The organism is Pseudomonas parafulva (genome assembly GCF_000800255.1).
Taxonomy (GTDB): Bacteria; Pseudomonadota; Gammaproteobacteria; order Pseudomonadales; family Pseudomonadaceae; genus Aquipseudomonas; species Aquipseudomonas boreofloridensis.
Map to the genome: position 1 here is coordinate 1,256,932 of NZ_CP009747.1, position 17,820 is coordinate 1,274,751.

General features: G+C 64.9%; 16 protein-coding genes. 2 read left to right on the top strand and 14 right to left on the bottom strand.

Features of this window, described 5'->3' with window-relative positions; genetic code table 11:
- Window positions 1-158: 158 nt before the first annotated feature.
- Entirely contained in the window at window positions 159-1,232 is a 1,074-nt protein-coding gene (locus tag NJ69_RS05585; RefSeq protein WP_039576955.1) for an aldo/keto reductase, read from the top strand.
- Window positions 1,233-1,292: 60 nt separating this feature from the next.
- Here the strand turns inward: NJ69_RS05585 and NJ69_RS05590 are convergent, their stop codons facing one another.
- The 7 genes from NJ69_RS05590 to NJ69_RS05620 all read right to left on the bottom strand — a co-directional run bounded on the left by NJ69_RS05590 (window position 1,293) and on the right by NJ69_RS05620 (window position 8,218).
- Window positions 1,293-2,177, bottom strand: a complete 885-nt coding sequence (locus tag NJ69_RS05590; RefSeq protein ID WP_155290517.1) for a hypothetical protein — start codon at window positions 2,175-2,177, stop codon at window positions 1,293-1,295.
- 184 nt (window positions 2,178-2,361) lie between these two features.
- A complete protein-coding gene (locus tag NJ69_RS05595; protein ID WP_039576956.1) occupies window positions 2,362-3,978 on the bottom strand; it encodes a gamma-glutamyltransferase family protein in 1,617 nt (538 codons plus the stop codon).
- Window positions 3,979-4,010: 32 nt separating this feature from the next.
- Window positions 4,011-5,102 (bottom strand): polyamine ABC transporter substrate-binding protein, encoded by a 1,092-nt coding sequence (locus NJ69_RS05600; RefSeq protein ID WP_039576958.1) that lies wholly within the window; start codon window positions 5,100-5,102, stop codon window positions 4,011-4,013.
- Between the two features lie 10 nt (window positions 5,103-5,112).
- Entirely contained in the window at window positions 5,113-5,892 is a 780-nt protein-coding gene (locus NJ69_RS05605) for an amino acid ABC transporter ATP-binding protein (protein ID WP_039576962.1), read from the bottom strand.
- Window position 5,893: 1 nt separating this feature from the next.
- Window positions 5,894-6,664, bottom strand: coding sequence for an amino acid ABC transporter permease (locus tag NJ69_RS05610; protein ID WP_039576963.1), 771 nt, complete (start codon window positions 6,662-6,664; stop codon window positions 5,894-5,896).
- Between the two features lie 15 nt (window positions 6,665-6,679).
- Complete coding sequence (locus NJ69_RS05615) at window positions 6,680-7,489, bottom strand: ABC transporter substrate-binding protein (protein ID WP_039576965.1); 810 nt, start codon at window positions 7,487-7,489, stop codon at window positions 6,680-6,682.
- Window positions 7,490-7,549: 60 nt separating this feature from the next.
- Window positions 7,550-8,218: a GntR family transcriptional regulator gene (locus NJ69_RS05620; RefSeq protein WP_039576967.1), complete on the bottom strand. Its 669-nt coding sequence runs from the start codon at window positions 8,216-8,218 to the stop codon at window positions 7,550-7,552.
- A 381-nt stretch (window positions 8,219-8,599) separates the two neighbouring features.
- Between NJ69_RS05620 and NJ69_RS05625 the strand changes: the two genes are divergently transcribed.
- On the top strand, window positions 8,600-10,810 hold the full coding sequence (locus NJ69_RS05625; protein ID WP_039576970.1) for an ATP-binding protein: 2,211 nt from the start codon (window positions 8,600-8,602) through the stop codon (window positions 10,808-10,810).
- A 25-nt stretch (window positions 10,811-10,835) separates the two neighbouring features.
- On the opposite strand, the gene NJ69_RS05630 is transcribed toward NJ69_RS05625, so the two are convergent.
- The 7 genes from NJ69_RS05630 to NJ69_RS05660 all read right to left on the bottom strand — a co-directional run bounded on the left by NJ69_RS05630 (window position 10,836) and on the right by NJ69_RS05660 (window position 17,811).
- Window positions 10,836-13,016, bottom strand: a complete 2,181-nt coding sequence (locus tag NJ69_RS05630; protein WP_039576973.1) for a GAF domain-containing hybrid sensor histidine kinase/response regulator — start codon at window positions 13,014-13,016, stop codon at window positions 10,836-10,838.
- Between the two features lie 93 nt (window positions 13,017-13,109).
- A complete protein-coding gene (locus NJ69_RS05635; protein ID WP_039576977.1) occupies window positions 13,110-13,673 on the bottom strand; it encodes an NUDIX hydrolase in 564 nt (187 codons plus the stop codon).
- A gap of 1 nt (window position 13,674) precedes the next feature.
- The gene (locus tag NJ69_RS05640) at window positions 13,675-14,427 is read right to left on the bottom strand and encodes a GntR family transcriptional regulator (RefSeq protein WP_029613153.1); all 753 of its coding nucleotides are present in this window, start codon (window positions 14,425-14,427) and stop codon (window positions 13,675-13,677) included.
- A gap of 85 nt (window positions 14,428-14,512) precedes the next feature.
- Window positions 14,513-14,902: a 4-carboxymuconolactone decarboxylase gene (gene pcaC, locus NJ69_RS05645; RefSeq protein ID WP_029613154.1), complete on the bottom strand. Its 390-nt coding sequence runs from the start codon at window positions 14,900-14,902 to the stop codon at window positions 14,513-14,515.
- A gap of 97 nt (window positions 14,903-14,999) precedes the next feature.
- Window positions 15,000-15,485 (bottom strand): flavin reductase family protein, encoded by a 486-nt coding sequence (locus NJ69_RS05650; protein WP_039576980.1) that lies wholly within the window; start codon window positions 15,483-15,485, stop codon window positions 15,000-15,002.
- 14 nt (window positions 15,486-15,499) lie between these two features.
- Window positions 15,500-16,981 (bottom strand): aldehyde dehydrogenase, encoded by a 1,482-nt coding sequence (locus tag NJ69_RS05655; RefSeq protein WP_039576983.1) that lies wholly within the window; start codon window positions 16,979-16,981, stop codon window positions 15,500-15,502.
- Window positions 16,978-17,811, bottom strand: a complete 834-nt coding sequence (locus tag NJ69_RS05660; RefSeq protein ID WP_039576986.1) for an alpha/beta fold hydrolase — start codon at window positions 17,809-17,811, stop codon at window positions 16,978-16,980. The genes NJ69_RS05655 and NJ69_RS05660 overlap by 4 nt, the downstream gene beginning before the upstream one ends.
- Window positions 17,812-17,820 lie beyond the last annotated feature (9 nt).

A 17,820-nucleotide genomic window follows, 5' to 3' on the forward strand; every position in this document is an offset into this window, starting at 1 on the left:
CCGTATCCTTGGCCAGTAGCCTCGACGCTTCCTTGCATCTGCTTCGAGGATGCTGCGGCCAGCCGCGACGCTCGGTAACCGGGCGATGTTGATCGGATTGAACGTTTCAGCTCGCGATTGCGTCGGTACTTCCAAGTGTCTTTCAACGGAGGTACCCCATGAAGTATCGAGCACTCGGCAACACTGGCCTGTTGGTATCCGAGCTGGTGGTGGGCACGGTCCCATTCGGTGGGCGTGGCGCATTCGGGAAAACCGGCAGTGTGGACGTTGATCTGGCTCGACGTCAGTTCGACCTGGCGTTCGAGGCGGGAGTCAACCTGGTCGACACCGCTGACTTGTACTCTCACGGTTTGGCTGAGGAAATCGTCGGCAAAGCACTGGGTGCCAAACGTCAGTCGATCATTCTCGCCAGCAAGGCGCGCAGCCCGATGGGGGATAACCCCAACGACAGCGGTGCCTCGCGTTATCACCTGATCCGCGCCTGCGAGGCCAGCCTCAAGCGCCTGGGCACTGACCATATCGACCTGTACCAGATCCACAACTGGGACGGTATCACCCCGGTGGAGGAAACCCTGGCGGCGCTGGAACACTTGGTGCAGAGCGGCAAGGTCCGCTATTTCGGCACTTCCAACTATACCGCCTGGCAGATGATGAAGACCCTGGGCAGCGCGCGACTCAATGGCTGGCAACAGCCGGTGTCGCAGCAAATCTATTACACCCCCGAGGCACGCGAGGCGGAGTACGAACTGCTGCCGATGGCGCTGGACCAAGGCTTGGCGACCCTCGTATGGGGGCCGCTGGGCGAGGGTCTGCTTACCGGCAAGGTGCGCCGTGGTCAGCAGACGCCGCCAGGCACACGCCAGGGTAATAACTGGCCAGAACCCTACGTGCATGACCGTGAGCGCGCCTACGACATCATCGAGACCTTGATCGAAGTTGGTCAGCGCCACGGCTGTTCGCCGGCGCGGGTGTGCCTGGCATGGCTCAAGGACCGCCCGGGCATCACCAGTGTGATCACTGCTGGCCGTTCGCTCGAGCAGTTGCAAGACAACCTGCAGGCGGTGGATCTGGTGCTGACGGCCGAGGATCTGGCACAGATCGAGCAAGCTACTCGCATTGCACCGCAGTATCCCTACTGGCATCGGATTGCAGCCGAGATGGATCGCATCGACCCGGCCGAGGCGCCGTTCATCGCACTGTATCGTGAAACCATGAAGCAGCGCGGCGAATGACAGGATGCGAGGCGGCAGTCTGTCTGCCGCTTTCCCACGACTCGGCGGCTGTCGGCCTTCCTACTGAAACAGTGATTTCAGGAACGAGCCAGGCCCTGGCAATGTTCCAATTTCGACCTCCGCGGCATCTGCCGCCTGAGCCCTCACCCCGAACACCGTACTGTGGTCGTCTTGACTGCGAGCGAAAGCGATATAGCCATTCTCCAAGGGATGCACGTACTCGCCGGAGCGATAGCCGGGATAGTTCGGCGTTTGGTGGAAGTCGCTCTTGAACGCGACGATCGTCACCAGTGCCTTGAAGGTCGGGCTGAAGTTTTCCGTAGCGTAGCTATAGCCCATTGAAAGGAGAACGCCGGCATACAGGGCGCCCAGACCATGGAAGATCATCATCTGGCGGGGCGGCCCGGTCATAGGCTTGCTTCGCCACGGGTTGATCAAAAAGGCCAATTGTTGCCACACCGCCTCGAAGGGCAGGGTGATGAAGGCGACGATCATGATCATTACCGCCGCCAGTCCGAGCAGGATCCCCACCACCGCAAACCAGGCTGGCAGATAGAACAGCGCAGCCAGGAAGCCGACTGTGAGATCGAAGCTTTGGGGCGGTAGGCCCAGGCTCTCGGCCACCGCAAATCGGGCGCAGGCAGTGGCGATCAGCAGCGCCAGCAAATGCAGCAAGATGATGGGCGTTTTTGCGAAGGGCCTGTCCCAGGCGGCGTGCACCCAACGCGTCAAAGGCAGGCACCAAGCGATGAATCCGCACAGTACCAACGCACTGGTCAGGCCGGTGAGCGCAGTGAGCGAAGGAAGCCCAGTCTTCAGGTGACAGGCGAAGCCGAGCAGGTAGAGGACTATCGATGCGAGGTAGAAACGGTGGGAGACGGGGGTGTGCCGGTAGGCGTCGAGCAGTTTGGTTTTTAGCGCGTTCATGGGCAGGTCAGATTCCATTCAGTCAGTTCAGCCACGACCGCACGCCTGGGTGGCGATGGATCGGTTGCGAATTTTCTGAGGTGGAAGCTGTTCCTGCAAGGTGAAGCAGGCGCGCCGCGCTGTAGGTCGGTTCGCAAAAGCCGCTTGTCGCCTAGGCGACAGGACGCTGGCAGCCGAAGTGCTGTCAGCGCCACGCCGCGGTTCAACAGACCGCGATATGCGAATCCGCTCGCGGCTCGGTGCCGCCGCACAGCACGCCCGTGACAGGGTCGCGCACGATGATCTGGCCGCGGCCGAAATCGGTCAGGTCATGGGCGATTTCCACTTGGTGTCCACGCCGGGCCAGGGCGAAGGCCAGATCTCGCGAGGCGCCTTGTTCGATACCGACCTTCATCTCGCCCAGCCACTGCCAGCGCGGGGCATCCAGGGCGGCCTGGGGATTGAGGCCGAAGTCCACCAGGTTCATCACCATCTGCACATGGCCCTGGGGCTGCATGTAGCCGCCCATCACGCCGAATGGACCGACCGCCACGCCGTCCTTGCTGAGAAAGCCCGGGATGATGGTGTGGAAGGTCTGCTTGCCCGGCGCCAGCGCGTTGGAATGCCCAGGGTCGAGACTGAACTCCGAGCCGCGGTTTTGCAGGCCGATGCCGCTGTCGGGCAGCACCACGCCGGAGCCGAACCCGTGGTAGGCGCTCTGGATGAACGAGACCATGTTGCCTTCGCCGTCGGCGGTGGCAATGTACACCGTGCCGCTGGCGTGCGGATCGCCGTGCAGCGGGGCCTGGGCGCGCTCGCCGATCTCGGCGCGGCGGCGGGCGGCGTAGGCTTCGCCCAGCAACTGCTCGGTGGCCATGCGCATGTGTTCGGGGTCGGTAATGTAGTGCAGTCCGTCGGCGTAGGCCTTCTTCATGGCCTCGAGCTGGCGATGCCAGGTGAGCTGGCTGTCGCGCTGGTCGAAGGTGTAGCCCTGGAGAATGTTGAGGGTCATCAGCGCGATCAGACCCTGGCCGCTTGGCGGAATCTCCCAGACGTCATAGCCGCGGTAGTTGAGCTTGATCGGCTCGACCCATTTGGGCCGGTAGCCGGCCAGGTCGGCGGCGCTCAGGTGTCCACCGCTGGCTGCCGCATGGTCGGCCAGGCGCTGGGCCAGCGGGCCGCGGTAGAAGCTTTCGCAGCGGGTTTCGGCCAGCTCGGCCAGGCTGCGGGCCTGGGCCGGATTGCGGAACAACTGGCCCGCCTGGGGTGCCTGCCCGTCGATCAGGAAGGTGTCGAACCAGGCTTGCAGGGCCGGTTCGCGTTCCAGGCTCGCCTGGTATTCGTCCTGGGCAATGCGCCACTGATGGGCGACCACCGGCGACACCGGGAAGCCATCGCGGGCCAGGGCGATGGCCGGTTGCAGCAGGTCGGCGAAGGGCAACTTGCCGAAGCGCTCGGACAGCGCGGCCCAGGCCGAGGGGATGCCGGGCACTGTGACTGGCAGCCAGCCGTGCACGGGCATCTTGTCGTGACCGGCGGCCTTTACCGCCTCGATCGACAGCGACGCCGGGGCGCGGCCGCTGGCGTCCAGGCCGTGCAACTGGTCTTTGACCCAAACCAGCGCGAACGCGTCGCCGCCGATGGCGCAGCCGGTGGGCTCGACCACTGTGAGCGCGGCAGCGGTGGCGATGGCGGCGTCGATGGCGTTGCCGCCGGCGCGCAGCATGGCGATGCCGGCCTCGGCCGCCAGGGGCTGCGAGGTGGCGACCATGCCATTGCGGGCGAAGACGCTTTGGCGCTGGGAGGCGTAGGGGTATTCGTGGGCGGAGAAATCAAGCATGTCGGGGACTCTTAAAAAGGGCTCTGCAGCCGTCATTGGCCAGTCTTGATCCGGGTCCATTCGCGGGTCATCACGCGCTGGATCTTCGGCGGCAGGTCGGCGGAGACGAACAGTTTCTCGATCACCGCGTCGCTGGGGTAGATGCCGGGGTTATCGCGCACCTTGGGGTCGAGCAGGGCGGTGGCGTCGCGGTTGGGGTTGGCATAACCGACGTAGTCGCTGACCTTGGCGATCACCTCGGGGCGCAGCAGGTAGTCGATCAGCGCCAAGGCGCCCTTGGGGTTCTGCGCGTCACGCGGGATGGCGAGCATGTCGAACCACAGGTTGGCGCCCTCCTTGGGGATCGAGTAGCGGATGTCGATGGGCTTGCCGGCTTCCTTGGCGTGGCTCTGCGCCTGCATGACATCGCCCGAGTAGCCGATCGCCACGCAGATGTCGCCATTGGCCAGGTCCGTGGTGTAGCGCGAGGAGTGGAAATAGGTCACCGACGGCGCCAGTTTCTGCAACAGGGCCGAGGCCTTGCGGTAATCGTCGGGATTCTGGCTGTTGGGATCCAGGCCGAGGTAGTGCAGGGCCTGAGGAATGATCTTCACCGGCGCATCGAGGAAGGCCACACCGCACTGATGGAGCTTGGCCAGGTTTTCCGGTTTGAACACCAGGTCCCAGGAGTCCACCGGCGCGTTGTCGCCGAGCACGGCCTTGACCTTGGCGACGTTGTAGCCAATGCCCACGGTGCCCCACATGTAGGGTACCGCGAAGCGGTTGCCAGGGTCGGCGGCCTCAAGGCGTTGCATCAGTCGCGGGTCCAGGTGCTTCCAGTTGGGTAACTGGCTACGGTCCAGCGGCTGGTAGATGCCGGCGTTGATCTGCTTGGTGAGGAACTGGCTGGACGGCACCACCAAGTCATAGCCGGAGTGGCCGGAGAGCAGCTTGGCTTCGAGCATCTCGTTGGTGTCGAAGACGTCGTACTGGACCTTGATGCCGCTGGCCTGATCGAACGCCTTGAGGGTGTCGGGGCCAATGTAGTCGGACCAGTTGTAGAAGCGTACCAGTGACTGGTCGGCCTGGGCGTTGACGCAGGCCAACAGGCCAAGTGCGGCGAGGGACGGCAGGGATGTGCGCATGGGTCGACCTCTACAGGACGCGGCTGAGAAATTCCCGCGTGCGCGGGTGGTGAGGGTTACCGAACACTTGGGCCGGCGGGCCTTGCTCGATCAGCTCGCCCTGGTGCAGCACCACCACGCGGTCGGCCACTTCGCGGGCGAAGCCCATCTCGTGGGTCACGACCACCATGGTCATGCCGTCCTCGGCCAGCTCCTTCATGACCTGCAGCACTTCGCCAACGGTCTCCGGATCGAGGGCGCTGGTGGGTTCGTCGAACAGCATGGCCTGGGGCTTCATGGCCAGCGCGCGGGCGATGGCGACGCGCTGCTGCTGCCCACCTGAAAGCTGCGCAGGGTAGTGCTCGGCCTTGTCGCTCATGCGCACCCGGGCCAGCAGCGCTCGGGCCTGCTCCAGTGCCTCGGCGCGGGGCACGCCGAGCACGCCGGTCGGGGCCTCGATGATGTTCTCCAGCACCGTCATGTGCGGGAACAGGTTGAAGCGCTGGAACACCATGCCGATGTCGCGACGGCGGCGGGCGATGTTGCTTTCGGAGTCACGTACGCGCTTGCCGTCAGGGCGCTCGCGGTAGCCCATGAGCTCGCCGTTGACGCGGATGCTGCCGCCCTGGATGTCCTCGAGCAGGTTGATGCAGCGGATGAAGGTGGTCTTGCCGGAGCCGGAGGCGCCGATCAGCACCACCACCTCGCCTTTGTGCACCTCCAGGGACACGCCCTTGAGGATCTGCAGTTCGCCGAACGACTTGTGCACGTCGTTCGCCTGGATCACCACCGGGTGATGTGTGCCCGTCATCTCAGCGCCCCCTCAGCAGTTTCATGGCCTGCAGGCCGAACATTCGTCGTGGTGCCGACGCCACGTGGCCGTCGGCGCGCCCGAAACGTTTCTCCAGCCAGCGCTGGAACAGGCCCCAGAGCGTGGTCAGTGCCAGGAAGTAGATCGCGACCACCAGATACAGCTCGAACACCCGGAAGGTCGCGGAGGTGACCATCTGTGTGCTCAGCAGCAGTTCCTGAACGCCGATCACGCTGACCAGCGTGGTGTTCTTGAGCATCACGTTGAACTCGTTGCCCAGCGGCGGCACGATCACCCGCAACGCCTGGGGCAGCACGATGCGCCGCATCAGTCGAGCAAAGGTCATGCCCAGCGAGCGTCCGGCCTCGTACTGGCCCTTGTCTACCGCGCCGATGCCGGCGCGGATGATCTCGGCCATGTAGGCGCCTTCGTTCAGGCCCAGGGCGATGATCGCTGCCTGGATGTTGCCGGGCAGCACGAACAGCCCCAGGTCCAGGTCCTGGAAGCGGAAGATGCCGCCGGCGGCCAGTGCGGTGTAGAGAAACACGATCTGCACCAGCAGTGGCGTACCGCGCATCAGCCACACGTAGCAGCGCACCGGATATTGCAGCAGCGGGTTGGACGACAGCCGCATCAGGGCTGCCAACAGGCCCAGCAGACACCCCAGGAGCATGGCGCTGACCGCGATCACGCAGGTCAGCCACAGGCCGTACAGGTAGATGTCGCTGGGTCGCAGCAGGTATTGCCAAAACACGTCCCAATTGAAATTCATCGTGGTCGCCTCAGGTCAGTCCAGCTTGTCGCCTTCGATGTGCCACTTGGCGAGCAGCGCCTGGTAGCTGCCGTCGGCCTGCATGTCCTTGATGATCTGCGTCACCGCCGCGCTCAACTGCGGGTCGTCCTTGCGAAAGCCGAAACCGGTGAGGATGCGGGCGAAGGCCGGCACGCCGGTCTCGAACAGGTCGGGGGCCATGCCCTGGTAATAGCCTGCGGTTTCCAGGGTGGTGCCGTAGGCATCGGCCTGCTGGATACGTAGGGCTTGGAAAGCGTCGGTGTCGGAGTTGTACACCACCACCTGCATGGGCGCTTTGCCGGCCTGCTTGAGTTTTTCGTTGTGGGCTTCGAGCAGGGTGCGGATGGTGGAGCCGTTGAGCACCGCGACTTTCTTGCCGGAGAGGTCATCCAGGGTATGGATGCCCTTGGGGTTGCCCTTGCCGACCACCACGGCCTGGCTGGAATACATGTAGTTGACCATGTCGATCACTTCGCGCCGTTCGGGCTTGTCGAACAGTTGGTCGGCGAGCATGTCGCACTGCCCGGCCAGCAGCGCCGGAATCAGCCCGGAGAAGGGCGTCACCCGCCAGTCGATGGGCTTGTCGCCCAGGCGTTTGGCAATCGCCTGGCCCAGTTCCACGGTGACCCCGGCCGGTTTCTGCGCGGCGTCGAAGAAGCCCATCGGCGGCGAGTCCATGGCACCGCAGAACACCAGTTTGTCGGCGTGCTGCAGACGCTCGGGAATCTTGACCGCATCGGCATGCGCCAGGGGCGCGGCAAGGCAAAGGGCGATGAGGCACTGCGGGATCCTGCGTACGAACATGGTCAGCTCCAGAAGGTGAGGTTGCCGTGGCAGTTCAGTGGGACAGTCGAAGTGCGGGTCTCAGGTGCCCGTTGCTTCGAGGAATTCCAGCAGCGAGGGCACCGTGCCCTCGATGTGTTCGCAGAGCACGCGCTGGGCCTGGACGGCATCGCCGCTGCGCAAGGCATCGAGGATGGCGGCGTGTTCTTCGCGGGCGCTCAAGGGTTTGTCGACATGCTGCAGCCACAGGCGCAGGTGCGGCTCGATCACCGAGTACAGCGCGCTGATCTGGCGCAGCAGGCGCGGGCGCTCGGCCAGGCTGCACAGGTAGTGATGAAAGGCGCGGTGACGGCCGATCCATTCGGCGCTGTCGTCGCGGCACTCGTCCATCTCGTCGAGCAACCGCTCCAGGCGATTGAGGTGGCGTTCGTTCAGGTGCGCGACGGCGAGGCGGATGGCCAGGCCTTCGAGGGCGCTGCGCATCTCGAACACTTCACGCATTTCTTCGATGTTCAGGCCGCTGACGATGGCGCCACGGTTCGGCCGCAGGTTCACCAGGCCTTCGGCGGCCAGGCGGCGGAACGCCTCGCGCACCGGCATGCGGCTCATGCCGATGTCATTGGCGATGTCTTCGGCGATCAGCCGGTCACCGGTGCGGTAGCGGCCCTTGCAGATGGCGTCGAGTAGAAAGGCGTAGGCCTCTTCTTCGGCGGTGGCGGGCTGACGGGGGTAGGGCGAGACCAGATGCATACCGGATTCCTTGTGGATTTTTGTATCCAATTATCCATGTAGGCAGTAATGCACGGCGCGTGCCAGTTTTTGTGTTCGAAGCAAGCTGTTGAATGGCAAAGGAATGTTGAAAAGACGCGGGTGCGATTGCTGCGCTGAGTCGGAGCAGGTGTCACTTTTGTGCCCCGTCGGCGGGCGTCTGGAAACGTTCGGTAACAAAGGGGGCTTATTGCTGGCCACGCCCGTATCAACCGCTTTTTGAGAGGCGGTTCACGTCTGGAGCGTGGACAAGTCGACCGCTGAGCAATCTGCGTTGCTCTCAAGGGAACGTATCCAAGTCGCTGATTTCATACGCTCAGAATCCGCTAATCGTGCCGTAAAAACCCTGATGGTCCGCCCAACATGAACTCAATCAAGGACAGCGATACATCCCGTACTCGCTCGCTTGAGCCCGGCTTTCTGCGCGATGGCGGAACGGTCGCCACGTTGCTGCAGCAGCGGGACTGGAGCGCGTCGCCCCTGGGCGATCCTCAGGGCTGGCCGCTGGGCCTGAAAACCTTGATGGGCACCATTCTTCCTGCCCAGGCGCAAATCGTACTGTTCTGGGGGCCGCAGTACTTAGCGCTGTACAACGATGCGTACGCCCCGACCATCGGCGCCAAGCATCCGCATGCCTTGGGCCGCCCGGCCATCGAGCACTGGCGCGAGCTGTGGGACGACCTTGAGCCGCTGTTGCGCAACGTGCGCGAGACCGGCGAGACGTTTTCTGCCAAGGACCGTGCCTTTTACCTAGAACGTCACGGCGTCGGTGAGACCGTGTATTTCGATGTGTCCTATTCGGCGGTGCGCGAGGCCGATGGCAGTGTCGGCGGCGTGCTGTGCATCGTCACCGAGACCACTGAGCGGGTGCAGTTCGAGCGGCGCCAAGCGTTTCTATTGGCGCTGGGCAAGGCCTTGCCGGAGATCGCCGAGGCCGAGGCCATCGAGGTTCACGTCACACGCAGACTCGGCGAAGAGTTGCGCGCGTCACGGGTGTGGTTGGCCGAGGACCTGGGCGATGGCGAGCGCTATCGTGTCACCCGCGACTGGGTCGACGGCGTACCGTCGCAGACCGGTGAAGGCGCCTGGAGCGAGCACGGCGCACAGGTGCACGCGTATTTGCAGACCGGCCATCCGCTGTTCGGGGATCGTCTGGCCGGCGCATCGGCTGAGCCTTGCGCCAGCCTGAAGGTGCCGTTGTTACGTGCGGGTGTGTTGGAGGCGATGCTGTGCGTGGATTTCGACCGTCCCCAGGTGCTCGCCGTGGACCAGTGTCGCCTGGTGGAAGAAGCCGCCCAACTGGCCTGGTCGGCGATCCTCCATGCCCGCGCCCAACAGGCGTTGCACGCCAGTTCCGCGCACCTGGAAGCCACGCTGCTGGAATTGATGACGCTCAATGCCACGCTGGAGGAGCGCGTCGCCAGCATGCTGGCAGAGCGTGAGTCGGACCTCATGCAGTTGCACGAAGCGCGCAAGATGGAAACCGTCGGTCAGCTCACTGGCGGTATTGCCCATGACTTCAACAACATGCTCACGCCCATCATCGCTACGCTGGAGCTGATCGCACGACGCCCCGACGACACCGCGCGCTCGGCGCGCCTGATCGAAGGTGCGCTGCAGGCGGCGGACCGCGCCCGCAGCCTGGTCGGCCGCCTGCTCAGCTTTGCCCGGCGCCAGACCCTCAAGCCGCAACCGGTGTCACTGGCGACGCTGGTCAGCGACATGCACGAACTGATCAGCCGTTCGCTGGGGCCGACCATCGCTATCCACATCGACATTGCCGCCGACCTGCCCGCCGCGGTGATCGATCCGCATCAATTGGAGGTGGCGCTGCTCAACCTGGTGGTCAACGCCCGTGACGCCATGGCTCAGGGCGGTCACCTGCGGATCAGCGCCGGCCTGGACAGCGCGCGCGAGGATCGTCCGGCAGGCTTGGAGGCAGGCGAGGTGATCTGGTTGGAGGTGGCCGACACCGGCTGCGGCATGAGTGAAGACGTGCTGGCCCGCTGTTTCGAACCGTTCTATTCCACCAAGGGCGTCGGCAAGGGTACCGGGCTGGGACTGCCCATGGTTCAGGGGCTGTCGCTGCAGTCCGGCGGCGACTTCGCCATCCGCTCGCAACTGGGCAAGGGGACGGTAGCGACGCTGTGGTTACCAGTGAGTGCCGATTACCGGCCAAGCCGGGAAGACTACGCACAGGAGGTGCCCAGCGCCCAAGGGCCGGTGCGGGTGCTGTTGGTGGACGACGAAGCTATCGTGCGTCAGGTGACGGCCATGCAGTTGCGCGATCTGGGCTACCAGGTCACCGAGGCCGCCAGTGCCGCCGAAGCACGGACGCTGCTGGAGCAGGGCTTGGCGCTGGAGGTGCTGGTCACCGATCAGGTGATGCCCGAGCAGACTGGGGCCGAGCTGGCCAAGCACTTACGCATGCATCTGCCCGAACTGCCTGTGCTGATCATCACCGGTTACGCCAACCTCACGCCCCGTGAACTGTGCGGGTTCGAGGTGCTGCGCAAACCCTTTCGGCGGAGCGAGCTGGCCCGTAGCCTGGCGCGGCTGGTGCCGTCGGTCTGACGCCGAGTTCGCGCGACGGGCGGTGCTAGCCGCCCAGGACGCTGTCGAGCAGCTGACACACCTGTTCGGCCGAGTAAGGTTTGGCCAGGAAGGGAAAGCCTTGATGGCCGCCTTCAGCGATGGCATCGCTGTATCCGGAAGCCAGGATCACTGGCAGGTGCGGTTGGCTGCGACGCAGTTGGCGGGCCAGGGCCAAGCCGCCCATGCCAGGCATCACCACATCTGAGAACACCACGTCGAAGGGGTCTTCGGTCATGTGCATCTGCGCCAGGGCATCTTCGGCCGAGGTGGCCCAACTGACTTGGTAGCCGTGGTCCTTGAGAATCTGCGCGGTGAAGCTGCCCAGGTCGCGGTTGTCTTCCACCACCAGTATTCGCCGTGGCCCGTGCTCCACGGTGACCGGCGAGCTGGGCTCGGGGGCGGCGTGGGCGTCGGTAGCGATTTCCTGCGGCAGATAAAGGGTAAAGGTGGTGCCCTGGCCGGGCACGCTGGTGACCTGGACGTCGCCGCCGGATTGCTTGACGAAACCGAACACCTGCGACAGGCCCAGGCCCGTGCCCTGGCCGGACGCCTTGGTGGTGAAGAACGGGTCGAAAATACGTTCGAGCAGGTCCTGGGCGATGCCCACGCCGTTGTCGATCACCGAGATCGCGGCGAAGGTTCCACCCAGGCCCGGTTGCCCATGCAGCGTCGGCGCCACCTGGTCCGGCTGCAGGCGCAGGCGCAGCACGCCTTCACCATTCATGGCATCGCGGCCGTTGATCATCAGGTTGATCACAGCCGTCTCCAGTTGGGCGAGGTCGGCACGGATATGGCACGGCTGGTCCGGCAGTTCCAGGTTGACCTGGATGCGTGCGCCGGTCGCGGTATCGAGCATTTCGGCCATGGCCTCGAGCCGTGGCCCGGCTTCGAATACCTGCGGGCTGAGGGCCTGGCGCCGGGCGAAGGCCAGCAACTGGCCGGTGAGCTTGGCGCCGCGATCGACGGTGTCGGCCACGGTTTTGAGATAGCGCTGACGGCGGCTGTCGTCCAGGTCCGGACGCTGCAGGAAGTGCAGGGAAGAGCGGATGATGGTCAGCAGGTTGTTGAAGTCGTGGGCCACGCCGCCGGTGAGCTGGCCGATGGCTTCGAGTTTCTGGGTCTGGCGCAGCAGCGCTTCGGTGTGCAGCAACTGTTCGGTGCGTTCCTCCACCCGCTGTTCCAGCGTGGCGTTGAGCACCTCTAGCGCCTGTAGCGTCTCGCGCGCCTCGGTGCTGGCCTGCACGCGCTGGATGTGTGCCCAGGAGCGCTCGGTCACTTCGCTGATCAGCGCGTACTCGTAGCCGGTCCACAGCCGGGGCTGCTGGTCGTTGATGGCCATCAGGGCCGTCAGGCGCCCGTCCTTGACCAGCGGCCTGCAGATCGTCGCGCTGACGCCCATGCCGGCGAAAGCCACGGCCTCGGCGGGATCAAGTTCGGCGTCGCGGTCGTTGATCACCAGCGCATCACCGGCGCGCAGGCGCTGCTGGGCCAACTGCCCGAAGTCGGCCAGCCGGTACTGGCCAAGCAATTGCGGTAACCCAGGGGCGACCCAGTCGCCGCAGACGGTGAAGCCATCCTGGTCCGGGGCCATTAGCGCGTAGGCGCAACTGGACAGGTTCAGATGCTCGCCCAGTCGAGCCGTGGTGATGGCCAGAATGCACTCCGGCTCGGTGACGTTGGCCACGGCGCGGCCAAGGTCGTCGAGAAATTTCAGACGCTGGTTGGCCACCACGTTGGCGGTGGTTTCGTTGACCGTGTCGAGCATGCCGACCACGCGACCGTGCTGGTCACGGATCGGGCTGTAGCAGAAGGTGAAATAGGCCCGTTCGGGCCGATCATGGCGTTCGATGATCAACGGGAAGTCTTCGATGTACACGGCTTCACCCGCGAGGGCGCGCTGCGCCATACCTTCGATCTCGCTCCAGGCCTCCTGCCACACATGGCTGAACGGACGGCCCAGGGCCAGGGGCTTGTCCCCGAGGATTTCGATGAAGGCGTCGTTGTACAGGGTGATCAGCTCGTCGCCCCACAGCACCGCCTGGGCGAAGCGCGAGCCCAGGCACAGCGCCACGGTGGTCTTGAGGACATCGGGCCAAGTGTCCAGAGGGCCAAGCGGCGTTGCCGCCCAGTCGTGGGTGCGGATGCGCTCGGCCATGTGTCCGCCGCCTTCCAGCCAATTCGCCATGAAAATTGCCGCTTCGCTTGTCAGGAGCGCATAGGGTGCACCGGGAATGGCTGGCTGGCGAGCGATTTGTGCCGATCGGACGTGCAGTGCGGCTCAGCGCATGAAGTGCACTTTGCCGCTGTCGTCGTTGCCCATGTATATGCCATACACACCTGCCTGGCGTTCGAGGATATAGCGCTCGAGGATCTGCCGGATCGCAGGGTAGTAGATCTCGTCCCAGGGAATGTCTTCGGGTGCGAAGAAACGGTAGTCGAGGGTTTCGGGGCCGAATTGGCCGGTTTCCTCGGTGGCGATGGCGCGGAAGACGATGTACACCTCGCTGATCTTCGGCACGCTGAAGATCGAGTAAGGCGAGACGATGTCGGCGCGCACGCCGGTCTCCTCCCACACCTCGCGCAGCGCCGCCTGCTCGGTGGTTTCCCCGGCCTCCATGAACCCGGCTGGCAGCGTCCAGGTACCAGGGCGCGGCGGGATGGCGCGCTGGCACAGCAGGTAGCGACCGTCGCGCTCGATGATGCAGCCGGCGATGATCTTCGGATTGATGTAGTGGATATAGCCGCAGGCCGGGCAGTGCTGGCGAGCATGGGTGTCGCCGGTGGGGACGCCCCGGTCCAGTGCCGTGGTGCAGTGCGGGCAGTAGCGCGGGGCGTTGGGCATGTCAGCGGCCTATGCGAGGGTCCTTCAGGGCCAAGGGCGCGACGATGTCGCGCACCTGGGCGTTGTCGTCCTGCTTCTGGCGCAGGTACTCAAGGGCCACCTTGGCGGCGGCGCGCACGTGATCGACGGAGGCCTGGTGCGCTGCTTTCGGGTCGCCGCTCTTGATCGCCTCGACCATCTTCTCCATCTCCCGGTTGCTGGCCCCACGGCGGTTCTGCTGCGACACCGAGGTGGCGCGCAGGTAGCTGATGCGGGCCTGCAACTGGCGCAACTGGGTGGCGGCGACGTGGTTGCCCGAGCCTTCGAGCAGCACATCGTAGAAGCCTTGCACCGAATCGAGCACCTGCTGCAGCTCGCCTTCTTCCAGCGCTTCACGGTTCACTTCCAGGGCACGCTCGAGGGCGCGGATGTCCTTGGCCTTGGCGTTGAGGGTGAACAGTTGGACGATCAGCCCTTCGAGTACGCAGCGCAGCTCGTAGATGTCGCGCGCATCCTCCAAGGTGATGATTGCCACTCGCGGGCCCTTGGCGTCGGCGAACTCCACCAGGCCTTCGGACTCCAGGTGACGCAGCGCTTCACGCACCGAGGTGCGGCTGACGCCCAGGCGGTCACAGAGGTCGCGCTCGACCAGGCGGTCGCCGGGCAGCAGGTGGAAGTTCATGATCGCCGCGCGCAGCTTGTCGAGCACGATTTCGCGGAGCGTGACGGGGTTGCGGTTGACCTTGAAGCTGTCGTCGAGTGGCTGGCGTTTCATCAGGGGAGCTCTGTGTGTGGCTGTTGCGCCAGGCTCGAAGCGCCCCGAACCCAGACGCTCCTTGCAGTGGTTCGACAGCCCGCTGTTAACGGGTGGGCTCCGCGTCGGCTTCGGCGAACGCTTCGCGGGCCAGGCGGAAGCTGTCCACCGCCGCGGGTACGCCGCAATAGATGCCGACCTGGAGCAGGATTTCACGAATCTGTTCCCGGCTCAGACCATTACGCAAAGCGCCGCGGATGTGCAGCTTGAGCTCGTGGGGGCGGTTGAGGGCGGAAATCATCGCCAAGTTTATCATGCTGCGCTCTTTGAGCGACAAGCCGTCACGGCCCCAGACATGGCCCCAGCAGTATTCGGTGACCAGGTCCTGCAGCGGCTTGGTGAAATCGTCGGCGTTCTGCATCGAACGGTTGACGTACGCCTCGCCCAGCACCTGGGTGCGGATCTGCAGGCCTTTTTCGTACTTCTCGTTGCTCATCGGCAGGGCTCCTGGAGAGGGTCGATAAGATGAAATGAGCGCGAAGGCTGGGGTGAATCCATCGTCGGCTCACCGACGATGAATTCAACCCCGGTTCTCAGCCCAGCGGCGGCAGCGCGCCGAGCTTGCCCTTGTGATAGAGCATTGGCGTCACCGGTTCGGCCGGCAGCACCAGGTTCTTCACGGCGCCGACGATGATCGCATGATCACCGCCATCGTACTCGCGCCACAGCTCGCACTCGATGATCGCCGTGGCCTTGGCCAGCAGCGGGTTACCCAGCTCGCTCAGGTGCCAGTCGATGCCCTTGGCCTTGTCCTTGCCTTTGCCCGCGAAGGCATAGGCCTCGGCCGTCTGCTCGGCGGACAGCAGGTGGATGGCGAACTGCTTGCTGTCGCGCAGGATCGGGTAGGTGTCGGAGGCGTAGTTGGGGCAGAACAACACCAGCGCCGGTTCGATCGACAGCGCACTGAAGGCGCTGGCGGTGATGCCGACGATACCGCCCTGCGGATCGAGGGTGGTGACCACGGTGACGCCGGACGGGAAGGAGCCCATCACGTCTTTGTAGATGCCAGGTTCGATCATCTCGTGCTACCTCTTCAACGCATCACAAACGGATCGGGCATCGGCGCGGTGGACAAGTTGATCCACACGGTCTTCAGCTCGGTATAGGCGAGCACCGAATCGATGCCGCTCTCACGGCCGTAGCCGCTGTTCTTGAAACCGCCGATCGGCGCCATGGCCGAAACGGCGCGATAGGTGTTGACCCAGATGATGCCCGAGCGCACGTCGCGCGCCAGGCGATGGGCTCGGCCCAGGTCGCGGGTCCAGATGCCGGCGGCCAGGCCGAACTGCGAGTCGTTGGCCATGGCCAGGGCCTGTTCCTCGGTCTTGAAGCGGATCACTGCCGCGACCGGACCGAACACTTCCTCTTGCATGATGGTCATCGAATGGCTGTCGCATTCGAACAGGGTCGGTTCGTAGAACCAGCCGTCGCCCTCGACCTCGGCGCGCTTGCCGCCCAGGCGCAGCTTGGCGCCTTCGGCCTGGGCCGCGGCCACCAGGCCTTCCACCACCGCCAGTTGCTGGGCCGTGGCCATGGGGCCCATTTCGCTGGCCTCGTCCTGCGGGTTGCCGATACGAATACGCTTGGCGCGCTCGATCAGGCGTGCGACGAACTCATCGAAGATCTCGTCCTGCACCAGCAGGCGCGAACCGGCCACGCAGCTTTGCCCGGAGGCGGCGTAGATACCTGCGACCGCGCCATTGATGGCACTGTCCAGGTCGGCGTCGGCGAAGATGATGTTGGGCGACTTGCCGCCCAGTTCCAGCGACAGCTTGGCGAAGTTTTCGGCACTGCTGCGCACCACATGGCGGGCCGTGACGGCGCCGCCGGTGAAGGCGATCTTGCGCACCAGCGGGTGACGGGTGAGGGCGGCACCGGTACTGGGGCCGTAGCCCGTCACCACGTTGACCACGCCCGCAGGGAAGCCTGCCTCGAGGGCCAGGCGGGCCAGTTCGAGAATGGTCGCCGAGGCGTGCTCGGACGGCTTGAGGACGATGGTGTTACCGGCGGCCAGTGCCGGGGCCAGCTTGATCGCGGTCAAGTACAACGGGCTGTTCCAGGGGATGATGCCCGCTACCACGCCGATCGGCTCGTGCACGGTGTAGGCGAACAGGTCGGGCTTGTCCAGCGGCAGGGTGCCGCCTTCGAGCTTGTCGGCCAGACCGGCGGTGTAGTGGAAGAACTCCGGCAGATAGCCGACCTGGCCGCGGGTCTCGCGGATCAGCTTGCCGTTGTCACGGCTTTCCAGTTGCGCCAGGTGTTCCTTGTTCTCGGCGATCAGGTCGCCGAGGCGGCGCAGCAACTTGCCGCGCGCAGTGGCGGTGAGGCTGCGCCAGGCTGGGTTGTCGAAGGCGCGTTGGGCGGCCTGCACGGCCAGTTCGACGTCCTGCGCGTCGGCATCGGGCAATTGCGCCCAAGCCTGGGCGGTGGAAGGATCGAGGCTGTCGAAGGTCTTGCCGCTCTGGGCATCGCGCCACTGGCCGTCGATGCACATCTGGAAACGAACGAGGGTCATGCAACTATCCCCTTGGCGGATTCGGTGAGGGTGCGCGCTTCGCGCAGGAAGTCCAGCAGCATGCGGTTGACGTCACGTGGGGCTTCCACCGGCATCATATGCCGTTGCTCGGCCAGCACCACGCTGCGGGCGCCGGGAATGCGCGCGGCGAGCTGGCGGGTCATGGCCGGGGTGGAGCCGGTGTCGAGTTCGCCGGTGGCGATCAGCGTCGGCACCTGGATGCTGCCCAGGTCGGCTTCGCGGTACATGTCCTGGGTGGCGAACAGCGAATAGGTGGTGTGGTAGCCCTGCGGGTCGTTGCCGGCCAGCACCTGACGGATGGCCGCGACCTGGGCCGGATTGGCGGCCTTGTATTCACGGCTGAACCAGCGCTCCAGCGCCGCATCGACGTTGGCGTCCGGGCCCAGTTCGGCGGCCTGGGCGGCGCGGGCGATGACCCCGGCGCTTTGCTCGGGGCTGCGGTTGAACACGCTGTTGAGCACCACCAGCGCCGACAGCCGCTGCGGATAGTGCAGGGCGAAGGCGCGAGCGATCAGCCCGCCCATGGAGAAGCCGATCACGGTGGCCTGGGCGATCTGCAGATGATCGAGCAACTCGACCAGTTGCGCGGCGTAGCCTTGCAGGTCGGTATCGACAGCGGGGCGAGCGCTCTGGCCATGGCCGAGCATGTCGTAGGCGATGACCCGGTAATCGGCGGCCAGGCCGACGAATTGTCCGCCCCACATTTCCTTGTTCAGGCCCACGCCGTGGATCAGCACCACGGGTTGGCCCTGGCCGAGGCTCAGGTAGCTGGTCCCGGCCGGTGTACGTTCAGCGACAGGCTGAATCATGGGTGGTGC

Excerpts from the sequence above, each read along its gene's own strand:
- NJ69_RS05585 (WP_039576955.1), top strand. The coding sequence starts at position 159 with ATGAAGTATCGAGCACTCGGCAACACTGGCCTGTTGGTATCCGAGCTG.
- NJ69_RS05590 (WP_155290517.1), bottom strand. The coding sequence starts at position 2,177 with ATGGAATCTGACCTGCCCATGAACGCGCTAAAAACCAAACTGCTCGAC.
- NJ69_RS05595 (WP_039576956.1), bottom strand. The coding sequence starts at position 3,978 with ATGCTTGATTTCTCCGCCCACGAATACCCCTACGCCTCCCAGCGCCAA.
- NJ69_RS05600 (WP_039576958.1), bottom strand. The coding sequence starts at position 5,102 with ATGCGCACATCCCTGCCGTCCCTCGCCGCACTTGGCCTGTTGGCCTGC.
- NJ69_RS05605 (WP_039576962.1), bottom strand. The coding sequence starts at position 5,892 with ATGACGGGCACACATCACCCGGTGGTGATCCAGGCGAACGACGTGCAC.
- NJ69_RS05610 (WP_039576963.1), bottom strand. The coding sequence starts at position 6,664 with ATGAATTTCAATTGGGACGTGTTTTGGCAATACCTGCTGCGACCCAGC.
- NJ69_RS05615 (WP_039576965.1), bottom strand. The coding sequence starts at position 7,489 with ATGTTCGTACGCAGGATCCCGCAGTGCCTCATCGCCCTTTGCCTTGCC.
- NJ69_RS05620 (WP_039576967.1), bottom strand. The coding sequence starts at position 8,218 with ATGCATCTGGTCTCGCCCTACCCCCGTCAGCCCGCCACCGCCGAAGAA.
- NJ69_RS05625 (WP_039576970.1), top strand. The coding sequence starts at position 8,600 with ATGAACTCAATCAAGGACAGCGATACATCCCGTACTCGCTCGCTTGAG.
- NJ69_RS05630 (WP_039576973.1), bottom strand. The coding sequence starts at position 13,016 with ATGGCGAATTGGCTGGAAGGCGGCGGACACATGGCCGAGCGCATCCGC.
- NJ69_RS05635 (WP_039576977.1), bottom strand. The coding sequence starts at position 13,673 with ATGCCCAACGCCCCGCGCTACTGCCCGCACTGCACCACGGCACTGGAC.
- NJ69_RS05640 (WP_029613153.1), bottom strand. The coding sequence starts at position 14,427 with ATGAAACGCCAGCCACTCGACGACAGCTTCAAGGTCAACCGCAACCCC.
- pcaC (WP_029613154.1), bottom strand. The coding sequence starts at position 14,902 with ATGAGCAACGAGAAGTACGAAAAAGGCCTGCAGATCCGCACCCAGGTG.
- NJ69_RS05650 (WP_039576980.1), bottom strand. The coding sequence starts at position 15,485 with ATGATCGAACCTGGCATCTACAAAGACGTGATGGGCTCCTTCCCGTCC.
- NJ69_RS05655 (WP_039576983.1), bottom strand. The coding sequence starts at position 16,981 with ATGACCCTCGTTCGTTTCCAGATGTGCATCGACGGCCAGTGGCGCGAT.
- NJ69_RS05660 (WP_039576986.1), bottom strand. The coding sequence starts at position 17,811 with ATGATTCAGCCTGTCGCTGAACGTACACCGGCCGGGACCAGCTACCTG.